Source organism: Nemorincola caseinilytica (assembly GCF_039540515.1).
Taxonomy (GTDB): Bacteria; Bacteroidota; Bacteroidia; order Chitinophagales; family Chitinophagaceae; genus Nemorincola; species Nemorincola caseinilytica.
In genome coordinates, this window is record NZ_BAABFA010000015.1 from 92,676 (window position 1) to 113,932 (window position 21,257).

The window sequence follows — 21,257 nt, forward strand, 5'->3', positions numbered from 1 at the left end:
GTTGTATAATATATTCGTGTTTCTATGAAAAAAAGTATCTTATATGTTTTGCTTGTCTTCCTGGCAGTAGGAGCAACCAGCACATACCTCGAGGCTCAGACTTCTCCGAAGAAGAAGAAGAAGAAAAAGGAGAACACGGTGAATCAGGACAGCCTGAGAGCCGCGCGTACTGCTGACAGTCTAGCCCAGATAGCCGCTGCTGCACCACCGCCTGCCCCACCGGCAGAGGAGGAGAATCCCTTTGCAGACCTGGTATCTGACGATACCGGCTTCCATGCCGATTTTTCGTTGGACTCTACCAAGCCTGTAGATGGTTATTACAAGCAGACCAACCTGAGGGGTGCCAAGCCTTTCGCTTTCCCTAAAGAGAACAAGAATAACATCAAGTTCTACAAACGTATATGGAGAGAGATAGACCTGACAGACTCATCGAATAAGATATTTGCCACTCCGGGTGAAACACTTATATCGCTGATAATGGACGCTCTGAAGTACAAGAAACTGATAGCTTACCAGGACGAAGGCTTCAAAAAGCAGCTTAGCTATGCTAAGGTGGTGAAGGCCTTCTCAGATAGCGCCCTTGTACCTGTGCTGGACTCTATAACAGGTGATGTACTTGGTTACAAGACCGTGTTCAACGACTTCAACCCCGACTCTGTTACCAAGTTCGAGATAAAAGAAGATATTTATTTCGACAAGACAAGGGGCCGTGTTATCACGCAGGTAATAGGTCTTTCTCCTGTTATAAAGCTGAAGTCGAGCCAGGGCGATTACATTGGCGATATGCACCCCTTCTGGTTGTACTATCCTCAGTGCCGCAACCTGTTCGCGGCCAGGGAAGTGATAGATCCGCAGCGCGATATCTACAACGAAAGCTATGACGATATGTTCGTTCAGCGCAGGTTCGTTTCCCGTATCGTGAAGGAGTCGAACCCTGCCGATCTCCGCATCAAGGATAAATATCCCAGCGATCTGGAAAGGCAGAAGAAAGAGTCTGACAGGATAGAAAGGGAAATAAATAATTATAAGAAGAATCTCTGGAAGTACTAAATTTGCCGGGACGAATAAACCATGGTGCGCATGAGAACTACTTTCCGAATATTACTAACAGCGTTGCTGCTTGCTTCCATATCATCGTATGGGCAGGTGAGAACGGACATCAGTTTGCGGGAACGCAACAATAGCCAGTATGGCCTTGGTGAGGACGGTTACAACGGCCGCAACTTCAGCATCGGTTTTGGCATTGGCTCCAGCAAGATGTACGGTGATTGGGCATATTCCAATCCGCAGCCTGTATACCTGGCATATTTCGAAAAGAATGCGACACCTACCATAAGCCTGGGCTGGACCATCTCCGTAGGTGACCTTTCCACGCGCGATCCCTTCACTTCGTACAGGAGCTTCAACCATTTTACGTCGGTCGATCAGCATATCACGTTCGAACTGGGTAGCCTTTTCGGTCTCGTATACCGCGACTTCAATGACTATTTCATGTTGAAACTGTTCGGGGGCCTGTATACAGGTGTAGGTCTGGGTATCATCAACAGTGATGTAAAGAGGATAGCCAACTTCAACACCAATATCCCGGGTTCTATACAGTCGGACAATCCTACCATGCTTACCAACAGTACAGCATTGTATGTGCCGTTCAACTTTGGTTACAACTTCTACATACCAAGGCTGTGGATATTCAAGGGTTGTGTGTTCAACGTGAACTACCAGTACACTATGACCATGTCTGATTACATAGATGGATACAAGCCGAACCTCGCGGCCAACAAGAAGAACGATATCTATTCCGTTGCATCTGTTGGTTTCAGGTTCTTCATCTTTCACCCGGCAGAGTTCTAGTAAAAAAATAGTGAACATCATATGGCAGCCGCTCCACCCGGGGCGGCTGTTCTGTTAAAATGTAGTGGGTAGCACCACTCTTTTGTATCGTAAAAATTATAAAAGTTATCTTTGCACCATGAAAAATCTGCGTGAGATAGCATTGCCCGAACTGGAAAGCATGATGGCCACCATTGGTGAGCCGAAGTTCAGGGCAAAGCAAGTGCACGAATGGGTATGGCAGAAATTCGCGGCCGACATAAATGATATGACCAACCTCCCTAAGACGTTGAGGGAGAAGCTGGCAGAACAGTACTTTATACCTAAGGTAAGGATAAACCACAGCCAGTACAGCAGCGATGGCACCATTAAGAACCGCCTGCAACTGCACGATGGCTACTATGTGGAAAGCGTACTGATACCTACCGACAAACGCATGACGGCTTGTGTATCGTCGCAGGTGGGTTGTTCGCTATCGTGCAAGTTCTGCGCTACCGGTTTCCTTACCCGCAAGCGCAATCTCGATTTCGATGAAATAGTAGATGAGGTGACCCTCCTCAACGAGCTTTCGCAGAAGCACTACAACAAAAAGCTATCGAACATAGTGTTCATGGGTATGGGTGAGCCATTGCTCAATTATAAGAACACACTGAAGGCCATAGAGCGCATCACCTCTCCCGAAGGACTGGGCATGAGCCCCAGGCGAATAACGGTATCTACCGCAGGTGTGGCCAAAATGATACGCCAGCTGGGCGACGACCAGGTCCGTTTCAAGCTGGCCCTGTCGCTGCATGCCCCTACGGATGCCAAGCGCAACGAGATAATGCCCATCAACGAGACCAACAACCTGAAAGCCCTCATAGATGCGCTTAATTACTTCTACAAGGCCACCGGCAGCGAGATAACGCTGGAATATATACTCTTCAAAGACTTCAACGACAGCCAGCGCGATGCCGAGGACCTCGTAAAGGTGTTCAGGCAGATACCGGCCGACCTTGTGAACATCATAGAGTACAACCCGATAGAGAACGCCCAGTTCGAAAAGCCTGATGAAGAACGTGTGGATGCCTTCATGCGCCACCTCACTGCAAATAAGGTGAATGTGCGCCTGCGCCGCAGCAGGGGGAAGGATATAGATGCCGCCTGTGGCCAGCTGGCCAACATCGATCATTAAGATAGGTATTATGTGTGCCTGCGCATGAATAAGACCCACTAACTGATTATTTTTACACGGTATGAATGCTGTTGCCAACATCCTCGATATACTGAAATACATATTGCCCTCGCTGGTAGTGCTTATAGCAGCTACTGCCATAGTGCGCCGCTTCCTTACCGCAGAGAACCAGAAAAGACAGATAGCCATATTCGGCGAATCGCAGGACATAACACTGCGCCTGCGCCTGCAGGCATATGAGCGCCTGGTAATGTTCCTGGAGCGAATGTCGCCGCGCCAGCTCATACCCCGGGTGTACGATCCCTCTATGTCGGTACGCGACCTGCAAACGGCAATGACCATCACCATCCGTTCGGAGTTCGAGCATAATCTGTCTCAGCAGATATACGTTTCGCGCAATGCGTGGGAAACAGTGAAAAGCGTGAAGGAGCAGGAGCTGGGCATGATAAATAAAGTGGCAGAGACACTGAACCCCGATGCCCCTGCCAAAGAGCTGCATATACGCATACTGGAGGTGATAGCTCATGCAAATACAGAGCTGCCATCGGAGATGGCACTGCAGATACTGAATACCGAGGTAAGAACAGTATTACAGTATGGTTCTGTCTGATAAGCATTTCTCATAGGCCTGTGCGCCTTTTCGTTGCGGCAGGTCGTAAATTTGAAAATAGTTCCGCTGTCGTTATGAAGATCGTTACCACTATATTACTGGCCATCCTTTCGCTCACCGCAGTACATGCACAGGTAAAGAACGACCTAAAAAGGCTGAAGCTACGAGGTGATGTAAAGACCGTTACAGAATATGAATATGCCGTGCCTGCCGATAGTAAGGAAGCAATAAAAGGCGACCTGAGGAGCAAGAGCATCAGCAAGTTCAGCAATGGGTATCGTACCGAGTTCGCTACCTATTCGCCTAAGGGCGACCTGCTTTCACGATCGGTATACAACTACAACGATAGTGGCCGCCTGGTAGATGTAAAACGTTACCGTGGCGATGGTGGACTGAACGTGACCACAGTATATACCTACGATAAGGCAGGCAATGAGACGGAGGAAAGCAATTACGATCCCTCGGGTATGCTGTTCATGACCGGCAAAAGCACTTACGACCTCAATGGTAACCGTATAGTGTATAACCGTTACAACCAGTTCGGGCACCTGTTCCTGCGGTCGAACATAAAATATGACAAGAAGGGTAACGAGGTACAGGAACGCGAATTCGACTCGCACGAGAGCCTGCAGTTCGTTACTACTTATGGATACGATGGTTATGACAAGCAGGGCAACTGGCTGCAGCGGGTAACGCTGAAGAACGATGTGCCACGCACCATTATAGAACGAGAGCTGACCTACTGACGGCACTATGTACCCGGTACGAATACATATCACTAGAGCGTTGACATTGCTGTGCTTATGCCTTCTTGTGCGTAATGTGCATGCACAGGATACCGTCTTTACCAATGGCCTTTACGGCCGAATAAAACAACTGACCGAATACAGCAATAGCGAAGGTGGCGACAATGGGGTAGAGGCCGGTGAGCGCGCCCATAAAGTGACCACGCTATTCGATGAAGAAGGAAATAGGACCGAAGAGCTGAGGTATGGGCATGACGGCATGCTCATATCGCGCCTGGTGTTCAAGTACAGCCCCAGTGGCAAACTGGCCGAGGAAAGGAACTATAACGAAAGCGGTAAATACCTGTATTCTAACATCTATCGCTACGATACGCGAGGCAACGAGATAATACGCAAGAACTACAAGGCAGGCAAGGAGTTGTTTCTGAAGGTGAGCATGACCTACGACGACCACAACAATGTGATAGAGGAGCTGACGCAAAGCCCGGGCGGCAGGACTCTGAGTAAGGCTATATGGCGATACGATACCGCCAACAATCCTGTGGCCGAGATCACTTTCGATGCCGATGAGGGAGTTACACGGAACTCTGTCTATGTCTACGATGCGCATGGGCATCTGATAGAGGACAAAAGCACCTACTATGGCATTATGCTGCGTACCACATATGCATACGATAGTACGGGCAACATAGTGGAGGAGTGCAGCTACAATGCCGAAGGTGTACCGGATAAAAAGATACGTTACAGCTACAACGATAGGGGGCATGAAACACAGCAGCTTATCTATTCTGCCAGTGGTGATCTGCAAAAGACCATCACTCTTAGAAATGACTATGACGCGCGGGGGAATATGGTGAAAAAAGTGCAGGTGGACGGTGGTAAAGAGACCATCGTAATGGTACGGGCGATAGTCTACTATTGAGGCTGGGCGCGGGTTTCGGCACTCTGCTGTATATGAGTGCAGGCGTGTTTTCGTCTATTTTTTAAAAAAATTTCCACAAAAGAAAATATTCCTTCCTCATTATCCCAAAAAGTATATTTTTGCAGCATAAAATTTTAAACGCATTAACTATGTCTGAAATTGCAAATCGCGTTAAGAAGATCATCGTGGACAAACTGGGTGTTGACGAATCTGAAGTGAATAATGAAGCTAGCTTCACCAACGACCTCGGAGCTGACTCTCTCGACACTGTGGAACTGATCATGGAATTCGAAAAAGAATTCAATATCTCTATCCCCGATGAGCAGGCTGAGACCATCACCACTGTGGGCCAGGCCATCACTTACCTGGAAGAGCACGTTAAGTAATTTTTTAGTACACACTTCACTGTAACAAGGATCGTTAGAATGAGCTTACCGTTAAAACGAGTTGTCGTTACGGGCCTGGGAGCCCTGACGCCATTAGGCAATGACATACCCTCATATTGGGATGGATTGGTTAATGGCGTTTCAGGTGCGGGCTTTATCAAGCAGTTCGACGTTACCAAGTTCAAAACGAAGTTCGCCTGCGAGCTAAAGGATTTCAATCCCGAAAATTACTTCGAACGCAAAGAGGCCAGGAAACTGGACCGCTTCTCACAGATAGCGCTCGTAGCTGCCGATGAGGCCGTACGTCATGCCAGGCTCACCGAGCCCGGCATAGACCACGATAGGGTAGGTGTTATATGGGGTTCGGGTATAGGCGGTATGATCACCTTCATCGAAGAGATGAAGAACTTCGCCAATGGCGATGGTACCCCCCGTTTCAATCCCTTCTTCATTCCTAAGCTCATACTGGATATAGCCTCAGGCCATATCTCTATGAAGTATGGTTTCCGCGGCCCCAACTTCGCTACGGTGAGCGCTTGTGCCTCCTCTACCAATGCACTCATAGATGCCCTCAACTATCTGCGCCTCGGCAAAGCCGATGCCATAGTGTGTGGTGGCTCTGAGGCCGTGGTGACAGAGGCCGGTATAGGTGGTTTTAACGCCATGAAGGCCCTCTCTGAGCGCAATGACGAACCCCATACGGCCAGCCGCCCGTTCGATCTGAACAGGGATGGCTTTGTACTGGGCGAAGGTGCAGGCGCTATAGTGCTGGAAGAGTATGAGCATGCCAAACGCCGCGGCGCTACCATAATAGCCGAGCTGGCAGGTGGCGGCCTCAGCGCCGATGCCTATCACCTTACGGCTCCGCATCCTGAAGGCCTGGGTGCATACAACGTAATGAAGAATGCCTTGGCCGATGCCGATATGAAACCCGAAGACATCGATTATATCAATGTTCACGGTACATCCACTCCGCTTGGCGATATCAGCGAGATAGCCGCTATACAGCGTGTGTTCGGCGAGCATGCATACAACATCAACATCAGTTCTACCAAGTCTATGACCGGACACCTGCTGGGTGCCGCCGGGGCTATAGAGGCCATAGCCAGCATACTGTCTACGGTACACGACATCATTCCGCCTACCATCAACCACTTTACCGATGATCCGGCATTCGACCCGAGGCTGAACTTCACGTTCAACAAGGCACAGAAGCGTGTGGTAAATGTAGCGCTTAGCAACACTTTCGGTTTTGGAGGACACAATGCTTCTGTCATCTTCAAAAAATTCTCGGAATAATTGAGGCGCTTCATCGATCGCATCTTAAAGAACTCCTCCTCTTCCGACAAGCAGTTGTTGCTGCAATTAGAGCACCTTGTTGGCTTTACCCCCAAGCACATAGAGTACTACAGGCTTGCACTCATGCATCGTTCACGTCCCGATGATGTGACCGATAGCAATGAACGTCTTGAGTTCCTTGGCGATGCCATCCTTGGCGCTATCATAGCCGAATACCTTTTCAAAAAATATCCCTACCAGCCCGAAGGGTACCTTACCGAGCTGCGCTCGCGTATAGTGCGCCGCGAGACCATGAACAATGTGGCCCTGCGCATGGGCCTCAACAAGCTGGTACAGTACAATCAGAACGACCGAGGCCTCAGCCGCAGCCATATCTTCGGCAATGCGCTGGAGGCGCTTATCGGCGCTGTCTACCTCGACCAGGGTTTTGCCAAGACACGCACCTTTATCCTGAAGCAGATCATCCGTGCCTACATAGACCTGGACACTATGGAAAGCACCGATACCAATTACAAGAACCAGCTCCTTAGCTGGGCACAGCGCAGCAATAAACAGCTTGTCTTTGAGACCGTGGACGAGCGTAATGAGGGCACCCGCAAGCTCTTTACCGTAGCCGTAGTGATAGACGGCGCACAGGTGGCCACAGGCACAGGCTTCAACAAGAAGGAGGCCGGCCAGGTGGCCGCACGCAATGCCATGGAAGCGCTGGGGGTATAGTGTTGTTTCTCATTGTCTTTCTTCCCGTTCCCCTGTATTTATCGGGTGTTAATTCTGTGTTGGTTAAAGTATACATAAAACGCACACCCTCATATATGCTATGTGTGTTTTTAATTACATTTGCTTTATCCCAAAAAATGCACATGACGTTACTCTCCATTTTGCTGCAGGTAGATACGGCGCTGAACACAGCGGCCGCTGCAGCCCCCCCGGCTCCCGAGAAAATATCGCTTTTCAACCTGCTGATGGAAGGTGGCGCGCTGATGATACCGCTGCTCCTCTGCTCGGGTATAATGGTCTATGTGTTCGTAGAGCGTCTCATGGTCATCCGCAAGGCATCAGCCATCGATCCTACCCTTATGGTGCGCATACAGCAGGCTGTTGCTACCGGCGATACATCGGGTGCGCTGGCTGCCTGCCGCAACAATGCCACCCCCGCTGCGCGTGTGCTGGAAAAAGGCATCAGCCGCTTGGGTAAACCGGTGGACCAGATAGAACGCTCTATGGAGAACACAGGCCGCCTGGAGGTGTACAAGCTGGAGAAGAATGTTTCTGTACTCTCTACCATAGCAGGTATAGCACCCATATTCGGGTTCCTGGGTACCATAGCCGGTATGATCATCCTGTTCTTCAATGTGCAGCACCAGGGTTTTTCATTAGAGACCATAGCGGGCGGTATCTATACCAAGATGGTCACATCTGCGGCCGGTCTTATCATTGGTCTGCTCTCCTATGTAGGCTATGCCTACCTCAATGCGCAGATCAATAAGGCCGTGCATGGCATAGAGGCCACATCGGTAGAGTTCCTGGACAGTATACAGCAAACCAACCACTAAGCCACAGCTACATGAACATAAAGAGACGTTTGGCGCACGACCCGATGGGGCACTCATCTGCCCTCAACGATATATTGTTCATACTGCTGCTGTTCTTCCTCATCATATCTACACTGGCCAACCCCAATGTGGTGAAGCTGAGCATACCCAAGGCCAAGAGCGACACAAAGGCCAAGCAGACCGTAGTAGTATCGGTGAACGATAAGCAGGAGTTCTTCGTAGGCACCAAGCCTGTGATAGTAGATTCCCTGAAGCCTGTTATAGCCGCTGCTATAGCCAAGTCGCAGGATGCAGAGCCTACCGTGGTGATAAATGCCGACAAAGCCGCCACTGCCGACAATATAGTGGCCATCATGCGTGCCGCTCACGAGCTGAAGCTACGCACTGTACTTGCTGTAGAGAACAATAGCAGGTAAACCCGTACCATTACCGTTTTTCAGTAGGGTAGAAGACGTTCTATGCCAGCGCCTTGTCGAAGAGTGCGATGGCATCGCCTACTATAAAGAAGCTGCCCGTTATGAGCAGTGCGTCCCCTTCTGCCATGGTCGCCTGTGCAGCTTCGGTAGCTGCTGCTACATCGGGGTATGCCTCGCCTGTTAGTCCGGCCAGCTCTGCTGCGGCTCTTAGTTCTGCCGCGGGCAAGGCGCGCTCTATCTGCGCATTGGTAAAGTAGTAGGTCGCATTTTTCGGGAAGAACGATAGGGCCTCTGCCACATCCTTATCCTTCACAAAGCCCAACACTATATGCTTGCGACCGGCATTCACCTGCGCGAACTGTGCCAGTGTTTCCTGCACGCCTGCGGGGTTATGTGCCACATCGCACACCACCAGGGGCTCTTGCTGCAATACATCCCAGCGACCACGCAGGCCGGTAAGGCGTTTCACATTTGCCAGTGCGGCTATAGCGCCCGGTATGCTCACTTTATACCCCTGGTGCGATAGCAGTTCTACACTCGTCAGCACCGTCTTTATGTTGTGCTGCTGGTAGTGGCCCAGCAGGTCGGTATGCAGGTCGTACATCTCGCGGCGGGCATTGTGTATAGCTTTGTAGTATTGGTACCGGGCATCCTGCCTTACACGCACCATACCCCATAGGGAGGACGCATGGTGCAGCACGCTCTGCCTATGCACCGAATGCTCGAAGAACACACGTTCTGTCTCTGGGTGTTGCTCGCCTATCACTGTAGGCACACCTCGCTTTATGATGCCTGCTTTCTCTGCGGCTATCTCTGCCAGTGTATTTCCCAGCAGGTCCTTATGGTCGTAGCTTATATTGGTGATGATGGATAGTATGGAGGTTATCACATTCGTACTATCCAGCCTGCCGCCCAGGCCTGTTTCTATCACTGCTATATCTACCTTTTCTTCGGCAAAGTAGGCAAATGCCATGGCCACCGTTATCTCGAAGAATGATGGCTGTATCTCTTCTATACTGTCTTTTATGCGGTCTGTGAATGCTACCACCCATTCTTTGCTCACTGGCAGGCCGTTCACACGAATGCGTTCGCGAAAGTCTACCAGGTGGGGCGATGTGTATAGCCCCGTCTTGTAACCTGCCTGCTGCAGCACTGCCGCCAGCGAGTGGCTCACACTGCCCTTGCCGTTGGTGCCGGCTATGTGTATGGCTTTGAAGGTGTGGTGAGGGTCGCCCAGCGCTGCGCATAGCTTTATGGTATTGGTAAGGTCGGGCTTGAGGGCCGCCTTGCCTATGCGCGAGAACATGGGCAGGCGTTCGTACAGATATCGGAGTGTGTCACCGTAGCCGGTATTGTCCATAAGAAAGATCAGTGGCGTGTTTTGAAGATGATGGTCACATCGCCGAACTGTTGCGGCTCGGAGCCATCGCTTTTGCTGAATTTCGCGGCCGATAGTTTTTCCAGCGCTATGCGCGTAAGGTGTGCGCCCGATGAGCTTTTTACACGCTTGTCCACTATGTTGCCATTGCGGTCTACGGTCACATGTATCACCACCTTGCCGCTCTCGCTGAATTCCGCTTCGAATTTATCGGGGTATATATGCCTGCCCGACAGGGTATGGCCTATGCCTCCCGTGCCATTGCCGGGTGTACCTGTATAGTTCTCGGCCCCGGGTGTGCCACTTGGTACACCCCTGTCGCCGGAGCCGGTGGTATTGCCTTCGCTTTTACCGGCCATATCCTGCTGTGCGCTGTTGCCGCCCTCACCCCTGTCCCCGGCATAGGTATAGCGTGGCGACTGCCTGGCCGCTCCCGCCTCGGTAGCATTGTCCCTGCCGTTCTTCTTGCTCATGTTCTCTACGGCGGGGGCATCGCCCTGGTCGGTCTGCATTATGTTCTGCGGCACACTGCTGCGTGCGGCAGTGGTCTTGTATACCACTGTTGCCTGGTACTCGGCAGGGTCTTTGCGCGACATTGGCTGGTCTGTGCCGCTGCCGTCCTCGCTCGTGCCCAGGTTCACCTCCAGGCCACCGCCTATATCGGTCGTCTGCACGGTGGGTATGGTATAGCTGAAGAAGAAGAAAAGCAGCAGCAGCAAGGCATGTATGCCTATGCTCCATGCCAGGGCCTTGTTGTTCACCGCCGGTTGCTTGGTATGTTGCAATGATATCTGCATCAGAAGTTGTGGATCTGTAGACAAAAATAGCGGAAAATGAATATAACTGGTGGTACAACGGCGCCAGGCCGGGTATATTAACAAAATGTGGCGACGAACCCTATGTTATTGGTTGCTCCGGCCATTCTTTTTTCTCTCCCTTTCCGGCCTATGTTCCCTATATTTGCACTCCGCATAAGATAAGGTCAGAAAAATATCTTTGATACTTTTTTGAAATAATAAAATTTACCTTACCTTTGCACTCCATTTTAATTTTATTACGAACGTAAGCAATGCCTACAATACAGCAATTAGTACGCAAAGGCCGTGAGCAGATACGGACAAAATCAAAATCACGCGCGTTGGACGCATGCCCGCAGCGCCGCGGTGTATGTACCCGTGTGTACACTACCACTCCCAAGAAGCCGAACTCGGCCCTCCGTAAGGTAGCCAAGGTGCGCCTTACCAACAAGGTAGAGGTGATAGCATACATACCAGGTGAGGGTCACAACCTGCAGGAGCACTCGATAGTGCTTATCCGCGGTGGTCGTGTGAAGGACCTTCCGGGTGTACGTTACCACATCGTACGCGGTGCGCTCGATACTGCCGGTGTAAAAGACCGCAAGCAGAGCCGCTCTAAGTACGGTACCAAGAAAGACAAAGGCAAGGGTGGCGCAAAACCAGCAGGTAAAAAATAATTATTAACTATATTTAATACTATCTGATCGTCAGATGAGAAAGGCACAAGCAAAAAAACTTCCGTTAGCTCCGGATCCGAAATTCAACGATAAGAACGTAACACGTTTCGTTAACTGCCTCATGTGGGGTGGCAACAAAACAGTTGTGCTCAGCGCGTTCTACGATTCTCTCGAGAAAGTGTCGAAAATGACCAACGAAGATGGTTACGAGGTGTGGAAGAAAGCCCTTACCAATGTGACCCCAGCTGTAGAGGTGCGCAGCCGCAGGATAGGTGGCGCTACTTTCCAGATACCTTCTGAAGTTCGCCCCGACCGCAAGATATCGCTGAGCATGAAATGGCTCATCCGTTTCTCTCGCGAGCGCAACGGTAAGACCATCGCCGACAAGCTGGCCAACGAGATAGTTGCAGCTTCTAAGGGTGAAGGCGGCGCTTTCAAGAAGAAAGAAGATACGCACCGTATGGCCGAGGCCAACAAGGCGTTCTCGCACTTCAAGATCTAACAGTATAACCAGATCATATTATCAAGGTCCCCGCTTTCTGCGGGGTTCTTTGTTTTTGTATACATAGCCTTGCATTACCGACCGATCTTTTATTTACTTTTGTTAGATGCGCTTACTCACCGCTATTTTACTTGCCCTTCTATTATCGTTCGGCCCTGCCATGGCGCAGCAACGCACCCCAGGCAACGTTTGGACCCTTCAGCAATGTGTGCGATATGCCATAGACCACAACATCACTATTCGCCAGGATTCGCTCAATGCCCGCCTTGCCCGCTACGCACTGCGGCAGAGCGAACTGTCGCAGATACCCTCGCTGAATGCCAGTGCATCGTATGGCCGCAGCTTCGGTCGTTCCATCAACCCTACTACCAACCAGTTCGTAGAATCTACCTACGACTTCCTGGGTCCATCGGCCAGCAGCAATGTGCTGCTCTTCGGCTGGATGCAGGTGCGCAACACCATAGCCCGCAACAAATACAGCCTGGAGGCCGCCCTTGCCGACCTGGACCAGCGACGCGATGATATAGCCCTCAATGTGGCCAATGGCTACCTGGCGGCCCTGCTGGCGCAGGAACAGATAAATGTGGCCCGCAGCCAGGTAGACCTCTCCATGGCCCTGCTGGACCAGACACGCGCATTTGCCGGTGCAGGCCGCCTGCCCGAGCTGAACGTGGCCCAGCAGGAATCGCAACTGGCTACCGACAGCGCTAACCTTATCAATGCGATAGCCAGCTATAACTCTTCTATACTAGACCTGAAGACCCTGCTGAACCTGGACTTTGGCGAGCCCATGGTGCTGCAGGCACCGGAAGTAGCTGCCGACGACCAGTTGCGGATAACCGTGACCCAGCCCGAGGAGATATTCCTTACCGCCCGTTCGCACTTCGGCTCTATAAGGGGCAACCAATTGCGTGTGGCGGCTGCCGAAAAGGGGCTTGCTGCAGCCAAAAGCGGCCTTTACCCACAGCTCAGCCTGTCTTACCAGGTAGGTACTAACTTCGCCAGCAATTTTCAGCGTATAGCAGGATATGGCGATACCCTGGTAGCACCTACTGCCAACTTCCTGCAGTTCAACAACGACCGAATACCCATTTTTCAATACATACAGATGCCAACTGTAGAGAACACTCCCTTCGGCGACCAGATCAAGAACAACGTTCGCCAGTCTGTGGTGCTGAACCTGAACGTACCCATCTTCAATGGCTGGCAAACACGCTATGGTGTAAAGCAGGCACAGGTGAACCTTGCCAGCGCCCAACTGGCAGAGTACAATGCCGAGCTGGTACTGAAACAGAGCGTATACAAGGCCCATAACGATGCCTTCAATGCAGTACAGCGCTACAATGCTGCCAGGCGTGCCGATGATGCCGCAAAACGTGCCCTCGATTTTGCTAAGAAACGGTACGACCTGGGCCTCACCAGCACCGTAGACCTGCTGGTGACCAAGAACTCTGAATTTGCCGCTGCATCTAACCTGGTAGGGGCAAAATATCAGTTGCTGTTCAGGCTGAAGGTGATAGAGTATTACCAGGGCAAAGAGCTAAAATTGTGATACTATGGAAGAACTGAAGTATGTATTGCTGAACGCTACCAGCGAGGCCGGGAAGATAATACTGAGCTATTTCAACGGTATCTTCCGCATCGATCATAAGGATGGTATCAACAACCTTGTTACCGAGGTGGATAAGCTCGCCGAGTCGCGCATCATAGACATCATTCGTGCTTCCTTTCCCGACCATAGTATCATAGGCGAAGAGTCCGGCTCCTTCATTCAAGAGGCGTCCGAATACCAATGGATCATAGACCCCATAGATGGCACTGTGAACTTTGCACATGGCATACCGCTGTGCTGCGTGAGCATAGGCCTGCTGCACAAGGGTAGCGTAATAATGGGTGCAGTATATAACCCCATGATGAACGAGCTCTTCTTTGCTGAAAAAGGCAAGGGCGCTTCGCTGAACGGCCAGCCGATAAAGGTATCGGGGAAGAAGGACTTCAGGACCGCTTTCCTTGTTACAGGTTTCCCCTACAAATGGCCCGAGACCACGCTGGAACATCCCGTAAAGGTATTCGAGCGGCTGGTGCTTGAGGGGCTTCCCATACGCCGCCTGGGCTCTGCCGCTATAGACCTGTGCTGGGTGGCTTGTGGCCGGTTCGATGGTTTTTGGGAGTACAACCTAAGTGCCTGGGATGTGGCCGCAGGCTACCTCATAGTGCTGGAGGCCGGTGGAACCATCACCGACTTCGATGGCAAGATAGGCGATGTCTTCGACCGGCAGACCCTTGCCACCAACGGCCATATCCACAACGATCTGCTCAGTGCCATAAGAAGGGGTGGGCAATGACCGCATTGGTCTATTATGCTAAGTTGTGATTACTTTTACTACCAAATTCTTAGTTATTACTAATCATAAAAGATGAGTGTTCCACAGATAAGAATAAAAGTTGAAGATTTTAGGGCTGTATCTAATGCCGATATCATTATAGATGGTATAACGATCGTGGCAGGAGAGAATGGCAGCGGGAAAAGTACTTTATCAAAGTTGTTGTATTATTTATTTAAAACAGCATGTAATTATGAAGTATTAGTAACCGGAGAGTTGAACCGTAATTTGAGGGATATTTTTAGATTTGTCGAGATAGCTATCTCAGAACTGCATATTTCAAATAATAAAGTACTGCGTAATGAGCTTAGGAAGGAACTTCATGATCTATACGACATAGAGCGTTTTTCTGAAGAGCAAATGGAAAGATGGAGCCATTTGATCAACTCTGTCAAAAATTCTTATGTTTCTATAGTTGACGAGAAAGAGAAAATACTATCAGAACGACCAAGAAGGTTACTTTATATTATAAATGATATTTTAGAAAGAGAAAGTGGAGAAAAAGAAAATAAAAAGATAGAAAGTCTATCATCTTCATTTGAGAAAATCGATGAAATTCTAAGATCTCATTTTAAAAAGGCATTGGGGAAGGTCAAATCTCGACCAACTTCGTTATTTGCAGAGGCATTATCAGGCGTTTTCTCAGAAGGAATACTACCCAAACATCTAGAAGTACTAGAGTATAACGAGCCTATCTTCTCAAAAGATAAGAGTAATTTATCAATACCGTTCTCTATACAGAATGTGATCTATACAGATACACCAATGGTCATTGGAATGGAGGATGCAGAGGTTGAATATTGGAATGATCTTAATGATTTGTTGAGAAAAAGAGGCAAGTCAATATCTTCTGACTTGTCGCAAATAATTAGTAAGGAAGTTATAAAAGGAGAGGTCTCATTAGACGAGAGCCCATCGGGAAGAGATTTTATATACAAACGCACCGATGGCATAACTTATGATCTATTGGATTGTGCTACTGGTATCAAGTCCTTCGCAATATTGCAGCTTTTATTAAAGAATGGGGCGTTGAATGATAAAACCCTACTTATTATAGACGAGCCGGAAGTTCATTTACATCCGCAATGGATCGTAGAGTATGCCAGAATGATTGTTTTGCTTAATAAGCAACTTGGTGTAAAATTCTTCATTGCCAGTCACGATCCAGATTTCGTTGGTGCAATAAGATACATATCTGAAAAGCAGGGAAATTTGGATAAGGTCAATTATTACTTTGCAGACAAAAAAGGCGGTAACTATGTATATGATTATATGCATCTAGGTATAGATATCGAACCAATCTTTAAGTCATTCAATAGAGCTATTGAGCGTATAGATCAATATGGAGCATAGGTTCAAGTATTGCCCAAAAACCACTTCAGAATCTTTTTTAGTGGTCGCCTTATCAAGATGTCTATTATCATTTGATGATGCTATATCTAAGAACGATGAAAATAATAAGATCGCGTTACCACAATTTATAAAGGGTGAAACTGTAATAGATATGGATCTTGTTGAAGCAGATCAGGCATTTCAGCAAGGACGAGACCGTAATAGATCAATGGATCTGGCTTTTGCGGTTGAAGATGTTGATAGTAGTGAAAGATGTTTGGTATTAGTTGAGCTTAAGTTGAACCATATTGATGTTAGGCGAAACTTAAAACAAATCGAACTGGAGAATAAAATAGCAGGGTCACTACTTGTTTTGAAGAATGGTATTGCTATATATCCTACTTTCTTTTTCATCTTTGCAGATGATCTTATTCAGCAAGCAATTAATAAGTTGTTTAGATTTTACCCTGATCCCGCCGTTCGACAAACCCGAAAAGCAGAAACGATCCAAGGGTTGAAAAAGTTATTTTTCGACTATTGATATTTTAAAGTTCAATTTGCACTTTTACGCCTCATTCACTCCCACGATGCGCGATAAACTGGTTGCCTTTTTGCTGAAGCCGCAGACATTGCTTGTCGTATTCATAGGGCTGGCCGTCATAGCGGGTGTGCAGCAGATACTGCTGGGTACACATCCCTTCATCATGCCCAAACCGGGTACATTTCCCGAGGACATCATGAACAAGCCAGAGTATATGAACCAGTTCATAGGGCGGCAAATGACCGAGTACAACAACTACCTTATCTTCAAGTACTCTTACTTCCACCTGCTGGATGGTACGAACCTTTATGGCCTTTACCCCGACCGGCATTGGGATTTTTATAAGTACAGCCCCACTTTTGCCATGCTCATGGGTACTATGGCCTACCTGCCCGATGTCATAGGCATTTGCATATGGGATATCCTCAATGCCATAGCGGTGTTCTTCGCTATACGCATGCTTCCCTTCAAGACACGCACACAGAGCCTGCTGCTATGGTTCGTGGCGCTGGAGCTGCTCACCTGCCTGCAGAACACGCAGAGCAATGGCCTGATGTGCGGCCTGATGATAGCAGGCTATGCCTGTATGCACCGTGGCAAACCCCTGTGGGCCACGCTATGGCTGGTGCTGGCGGCCTACATCAAGGTTTATAGCCTCATAGGTTTCTCCTTCTTCCTGCTGTACCCGGGCAGGGTGCGCTTTGCGCTCTATGCAGCTATGTGGATGGTAGTACTGTGGGCATTGCCGCTACTGGTCACTCCTTTCAATACCCTCTTATGGCAGTACCAGAACTGGAAGGACCTGATAGCTGCCGATGCAGTTGCCGCCACAGGCATTTCGGTGGCCGGCTGGCTGGAGACATGGTTCGGTATGAGGGATGTGAAGACCATGGTGAGCATAGCGGGTATAGTACTATACATGGTGCAGTTCATAAGGTGGGATGTGTATCGCAACGAGGCCTACCGCCTGCTCATACTCGCATCTATGCTGGTATGGGTGGTCATCTTCAACCACAAGGCCGAATCGCCTACTTTCATCATTACTGTGGCAGGTGTGGGTATCTGGTTCTTCACGCAGCCGCGTACCATGTGGCGTACCGTTGTATTTGCCCTGGTGTTCATCTTCACCAGCCTCGGTACTACCGATATCTTCCCGCCCGTAGTGCGCAACAATTTCATTTATCCCTACGATATAAAGGTGGTGCCCTGCATCATAGCATGGGTGGCTATATTGGTAGATATTCTTCGCCTGCGCAAAGATGCCATGGTAAGAAGCTGGGCTGAATAGATATTACTCGGCGCATGTCTGCCGTATCATTATTGCTGCATGCCACCATCGCCCTCAGAGAGGGTAGGGGAGATGCCCCCATCGGGTAGTAGGTTCAGGTCCACATCCATGCCGGCTATACCTTCTATCGAGCCCTTTATGTGTGCTGCGTTCAGCAATACCTTTTCCAGTTGTTTCTCTCGCGCCTTCCATAGTTTTTCCATCTGGTCGCGCTCGCGCTGTATAGAGTTGCGCATACTTACAAAACCCTCGCTTATGGCATGCCACTGCTGGGCGAATTCGCCGCTGGTAAGGTAGTTGTACAGCAGGGTCATCTTATCGCCCTTGTTCTCCTGGCTTTTGCTGGCGCCATATACTTTCATCACCAGCTCGCGCAGTATGGTCACCATTATCACCGCATCGCGGAAGGTGCATATCCAGATGCCCTCTTTCTGGCCAAAACTCGTAATGCCGTCGGGCATGGCCTGGCTCACTATCACGCCTATCTCTGCACCCTCCGATCGCATGTCTGCCTTCAGCTTCTCTATCCAGTCCTTGCCAAAGTCCTTTGTGCGCTTGCTCTCGAAAATGATCTTGCCGCACTCCTGCCCATAGTTGTTGCGCACCGTCAGTATGCAGTCGGCGCCGCGTTTACCCTTGCCTACTTCGCTTACTACATCAAAGGGGAATGCACTGCGCAGCAACTCTTCCAGCGCCAGTTCCTGTACCTCGCCCTGCAGCTGCATCGATCCCTGTTCGCTCTTGCGTTTCATCTCCTCTATCAGCCTGCGCTGGTCCTCCAGTTGCTTGTCGCGCTCCTTCAGCTTCATTTCGAATTCTGTGACATGCAGGCGGTTCCTTTCTTCCTCTTCTTTCTTTACGGCCTCTGTCAGTCGCTCGCGTTCCTCGGCCAGGCGGCGCTGCATATTCAGTTCCAGTTCCTGCTCTTTGGCCCGCAGTTCTTCCATTTTTTTCAGAAAGCCTAGTTCCTTTTCCCGCGCCTCGGCCAGCTTATTTTCCTTGTTCCTGTTCTCTTCTTCCAGCAGGCGCATCTGTACCTCGTGGTCGGCAGCTATCTTTTTTTCCAGCTCGCTGCGCAGGGTAGTGGCCAGCGCTTTTTTCTCCTCTTCTGCCTTTCTTGCCTGCTCCTGCTGCTCATTTTGCCATTGTAGTTCTTTTTGCCTGTATTGCTCATCCTTTTGACGCGATAGGTCCTGCCATTTCTGGTTATACTCGCGTGTTAGCTCATCTTTTACCGATTGGGCTATGGCCGCTGTGGGCTCGAACTGGTGACTGCAATTGGGGCAAACTACTAATGTGGACATGATAACCTCAAAAGTAAACAGGAAATGGCTAAAAACGTGGGTGGCATGAGTGCCGTTGCAGGTGGAATATCCCTAATTTACCGGCCACAGGTATATGCCTGTATCGTTTTTGCTGTATTTTAGAGGCAAATGCGCCTTTCCCGGTTATTCATACTTGTACTCCTGTGTCTCTGCCATGCTGCTACCGCTCAGTCAGAGAAAAAAGCCGTCCTGTATTTCGGCAAGGCGCTGGATCTGCATGCAAAGAAAAAATATCCCGAAGCATGTGCGGTACTGGAGCAGAGCCTGGAGAACGACCCTGTAAATGCCGATGCATACAGCCTGCTGGGCCAATGGTACTTCGAGGCGCACGACTTCGAGCGGGCGGTGGGTACATTTCGCAAGGCATCGGGCAAATGCAGGGACGGCCGTTCGCGTTTTGCCAAGCCACTGGCCAAAAGTCTCATCTATTCCGGCAGGCCTGACGAGGCCATGCCACTCATAGACAACTTCGCCACCATTCGCGACAGTACCGACTGGAACCAGCTTCGCACACAGGCCATATTCGTACGCTCGGCCATGCTGCGGTCGTGGGGTGTATGGCCGCAGAACCTGGGTATACGCATCAATACCGATGCTCCCGAGCTGTTTCCCTCTATGGCGGTAGATACGCAGAGCCTTTTCTTCACCCGCCGTATGAACAACATGGACGAGGACCTCTACTTTACCATGGCCGATTCCTGCGGCGGATGGTTCAGAGCATACAATGCAGGCTCACCGCCCAATAGTACCAGCCAGGAGTCGTCGCAGTTCATATCGGCCGACGGACACTACCTGTTCTTTACCCGATGCGAGAACCGGAGTGAGAACGGCTGGGCCGAGGGTGGTTGTGATATGTTCATGGCCTATCGTGTAGCGTTCGATTCGCCCTGGACACAGCCACAGCCCTTTGGCAAGACCATCAATACCCCCGACTATGAAGGCATGCCCTCTGTATCGCCCGATAACCGGGAACTCTACTTTGTAAGCGACAGGCGCGGCGGCTATGGCGGCTACGACATATGGATATCGCGTTTTGAGAACGGCTTGTGGCAACTGCCGGTGAATGCAGGCCCCGGAGTGAACACTGTCGGCAATGAGATAACCCCCTACATAGCTACAGATAACAGCACCCTTTTCTTTGCCAGTGACAGCAGGCCGGGTTTCGGAGGGGCGGACATCTTTGTATCGCGCAGGAAGGGCACCGGTAAATGGGGCCCTGCCGAGAACCTGGGCCATCCCATAAATACGGCGCATGATGAGAAGAGCCAGTTCGTATCGCTGAACGGAAGGACGCTTTTCTTCGCGTCCGACCGTAACGGGCCTTCGGGCAACTATGATATCTACCACACGCAGTTACCGGCTATTATGGGGCCCACACCCATGAGCTACCTGCAGGGTATAGTTGTAGACAGCATCACCCGCGACAGGCTGAACTCTGCCGCCATACTGGTATGCAATGCCGCGACAGGAGATACCCTATATGAACTGCGCAGCAATCGGGGCGATGCCAGCTATGTGATAACGCTGGAGCCGCTGAAACGGTATGCGCTGCATACTGCGCGTACAGGCTATCAGCCGGTAAGCGATACCGTGATGCTGGACTCGGCGCATATAGCCCAGCCGCTTACCTATAACATAGCTATGCTGGTGATAGGGTACAACCCGCTGAAACCGATAAATGACAGCGTTGTAGGGTCTGTGCATTTCGATGTGATGGTGACAGAGCTGAACCCGGCGGATAAAGCCACGCTGAAAGGTGTGATGGAGCCGTGGATGGAAGAAAAGGAGATAACCATACTGGTGAATGCCTATACCGATAATACGGGTACACCAATGATAAATGAGGGCCTATCGTACAAGCGGGCCAACATCATAGCGCAGGAGATAGTAGCATTGGGATTCGATGCTTCCACCGTGTCGGCAAAAGGGTGGGGAGAGGCCAATGCCATAGCTCCCAATGATACCGAGGAGGGCAGACGGCAGAACCGAAGAGTAGAGATAGTGATAAGGCGTTGAGTGCCCTGTAAGAATGTGTGCCGATAGTTGTTTTTAATTTCTTAATAACAAGTCATTTATCCCATTTCTTTTGATAACTTA

22 protein-coding genes are annotated in these 21,257 nt (G+C 50.0%); 19 read left to right on the plus strand and 3 right to left on the minus strand.

All coding sequences use genetic code 11. The features are described 5' to 3' along the window. Window positions 1-24: 24 nt before the first annotated feature. The 11 genes from porN (at window position 25) to ABD843_RS11645 (ending at window position 8,936) form a co-directional block, all read left to right on the plus strand. Entirely contained in the window at window positions 25-1,050 is a 1,026-nt protein-coding gene (porN, locus tag ABD843_RS11595; protein ID WP_345083292.1) for a type IX secretion system ring subunit PorN/GldN, read from the plus strand. 30 nt (window positions 1,051-1,080) lie between these two features. Further along, window positions 1,081-1,851 carry a hypothetical protein gene (locus ABD843_RS11600; protein ID WP_345083294.1) on the plus strand — a complete coding sequence of 257 codons (771 nt, stop codon included), beginning with the start codon at window positions 1,081-1,083 and terminating at the stop codon, window positions 1,849-1,851. A gap of 118 nt (window positions 1,852-1,969) precedes the next feature. Then, complete coding sequence (gene rlmN / locus ABD843_RS11605) at window positions 1,970-3,004, plus strand: dual-specificity RNA methyltransferase RlmN (protein ID WP_345083296.1); 1,035 nt, start codon at window positions 1,970-1,972, stop codon at window positions 3,002-3,004. A 61-nt stretch (window positions 3,005-3,065) separates the two neighbouring features. Next, on the plus strand, window positions 3,066-3,614 hold the full coding sequence (locus tag ABD843_RS11610) for a DUF7935 family protein (RefSeq protein WP_345083298.1): 549 nt from the start codon (window positions 3,066-3,068) through the stop codon (window positions 3,612-3,614). A 74-nt stretch (window positions 3,615-3,688) separates the two neighbouring features. Then, complete coding sequence (locus ABD843_RS11615; protein ID WP_345083300.1) at window positions 3,689-4,360, plus strand: hypothetical protein; 672 nt, start codon at window positions 3,689-3,691, stop codon at window positions 4,358-4,360. A gap of 67 nt (window positions 4,361-4,427) precedes the next feature. Next, on the plus strand, window positions 4,428-5,282 hold the full coding sequence (locus ABD843_RS11620; RefSeq protein ID WP_345083302.1) for an RHS repeat domain-containing protein: 855 nt from the start codon (window positions 4,428-4,430) through the stop codon (window positions 5,280-5,282). A 149-nt stretch (window positions 5,283-5,431) separates the two neighbouring features. Further along, window positions 5,432-5,668, plus strand: coding sequence for an acyl carrier protein (locus tag ABD843_RS11625; protein WP_345083304.1), 237 nt, complete (start codon window positions 5,432-5,434; stop codon window positions 5,666-5,668). A 39-nt stretch (window positions 5,669-5,707) separates the two neighbouring features. Continuing rightward, window positions 5,708-6,967, plus strand: coding sequence for a beta-ketoacyl-ACP synthase II (fabF, locus tag ABD843_RS11630; RefSeq protein ID WP_345083306.1), 1,260 nt, complete (start codon window positions 5,708-5,710; stop codon window positions 6,965-6,967). Continuing rightward, window positions 6,968-7,684: a ribonuclease III gene (gene rnc, locus ABD843_RS11635; protein ID WP_345083308.1), complete on the plus strand. Its 717-nt coding sequence runs from the start codon at window positions 6,968-6,970 to the stop codon at window positions 7,682-7,684. A gap of 143 nt (window positions 7,685-7,827) precedes the next feature. Continuing rightward, window positions 7,828-8,520, plus strand: coding sequence for a MotA/TolQ/ExbB proton channel family protein (locus tag ABD843_RS11640; protein ID WP_345083310.1), 693 nt, complete (start codon window positions 7,828-7,830; stop codon window positions 8,518-8,520). Between the two features lie 11 nt (window positions 8,521-8,531). Beyond that, window positions 8,532-8,936 carry an ExbD/TolR family protein gene (locus tag ABD843_RS11645; RefSeq protein ID WP_345083312.1) on the plus strand — a complete coding sequence of 135 codons (405 nt, stop codon included), beginning with the start codon at window positions 8,532-8,534 and terminating at the stop codon, window positions 8,934-8,936. 40 nt (window positions 8,937-8,976) lie between these two features. Here ABD843_RS11645 and ABD843_RS11650 read toward each other — a convergent pair whose 3' ends face one another. Beyond that, window positions 8,977-10,296 carry a bifunctional folylpolyglutamate synthase/dihydrofolate synthase gene (locus tag ABD843_RS11650; protein WP_345083314.1) on the minus strand — a complete coding sequence of 440 codons (1,320 nt, stop codon included), beginning with the start codon at window positions 10,294-10,296 and terminating at the stop codon, window positions 8,977-8,979. A gap of 8 nt (window positions 10,297-10,304) precedes the next feature. Further along, window positions 10,305-11,111, minus strand: a complete 807-nt coding sequence (locus ABD843_RS11655; RefSeq protein ID WP_345083316.1) for an energy transducer TonB — start codon at window positions 11,109-11,111, stop codon at window positions 10,305-10,307. A 272-nt stretch (window positions 11,112-11,383) separates the two neighbouring features. On the opposite strand from ABD843_RS11655, the gene rpsL reads away from it, so the two are divergent. From rpsL to ABD843_RS11690, 7 genes are all read left to right on the plus strand, one after another. Next, entirely contained in the window at window positions 11,384-11,788 is a 405-nt protein-coding gene (gene rpsL / locus ABD843_RS11660; protein ID WP_345083318.1) for a 30S ribosomal protein S12, read from the plus strand. Window positions 11,789-11,822: 34 nt separating this feature from the next. Further along, the gene (gene rpsG / locus ABD843_RS11665; RefSeq protein WP_345083320.1) at window positions 11,823-12,290 is read left to right on the plus strand and encodes a 30S ribosomal protein S7; all 468 of its coding nucleotides are present in this window, start codon (window positions 11,823-11,825) and stop codon (window positions 12,288-12,290) included. Between the two features lie 106 nt (window positions 12,291-12,396). After that, on the plus strand, window positions 12,397-13,842 hold the full coding sequence (locus tag ABD843_RS11670; protein ID WP_345083322.1) for a TolC family protein: 1,446 nt from the start codon (window positions 12,397-12,399) through the stop codon (window positions 13,840-13,842). 4 nt (window positions 13,843-13,846) lie between these two features. Next, window positions 13,847-14,635, plus strand: a complete 789-nt coding sequence (locus ABD843_RS11675; protein ID WP_345083324.1) for an inositol monophosphatase family protein — start codon at window positions 13,847-13,849, stop codon at window positions 14,633-14,635. Between the two features lie 72 nt (window positions 14,636-14,707). Continuing rightward, complete coding sequence (locus tag ABD843_RS11680) at window positions 14,708-16,027, plus strand: AAA family ATPase (RefSeq protein ID WP_345083326.1); 1,320 nt, start codon at window positions 14,708-14,710, stop codon at window positions 16,025-16,027. Then, entirely contained in the window at window positions 16,017-16,547 is a 531-nt protein-coding gene (locus ABD843_RS11685; RefSeq protein WP_345083328.1) for a hypothetical protein, read from the plus strand. The genes ABD843_RS11680 and ABD843_RS11685 overlap by 11 nt, the downstream gene beginning before the upstream one ends. 46 nt (window positions 16,548-16,593) lie before the next feature. Next, window positions 16,594-17,835, plus strand: a complete 1,242-nt coding sequence (locus tag ABD843_RS11690) for a glycosyltransferase family 87 protein (protein WP_345083330.1) — start codon at window positions 16,594-16,596, stop codon at window positions 17,833-17,835. Between the two features lie 29 nt (window positions 17,836-17,864). On the opposite strand, the gene ABD843_RS11695 is transcribed toward ABD843_RS11690, so the two are convergent. Next, entirely contained in the window at window positions 17,865-19,139 is a 1,275-nt protein-coding gene (locus ABD843_RS11695; RefSeq protein ID WP_345083332.1) for a DUF2130 domain-containing protein, read from the minus strand. Between the two features lie 129 nt (window positions 19,140-19,268). Here ABD843_RS11695 and ABD843_RS11700 point away from each other — a divergent pair, with 129 nt between their 5' ends. Further along, window positions 19,269-21,176 carry an OmpA family protein gene (locus ABD843_RS11700; protein ID WP_345083334.1) on the plus strand — a complete coding sequence of 636 codons (1,908 nt, stop codon included), beginning with the start codon at window positions 19,269-19,271 and terminating at the stop codon, window positions 21,174-21,176. Window positions 21,177-21,257 lie beyond the last annotated feature (81 nt).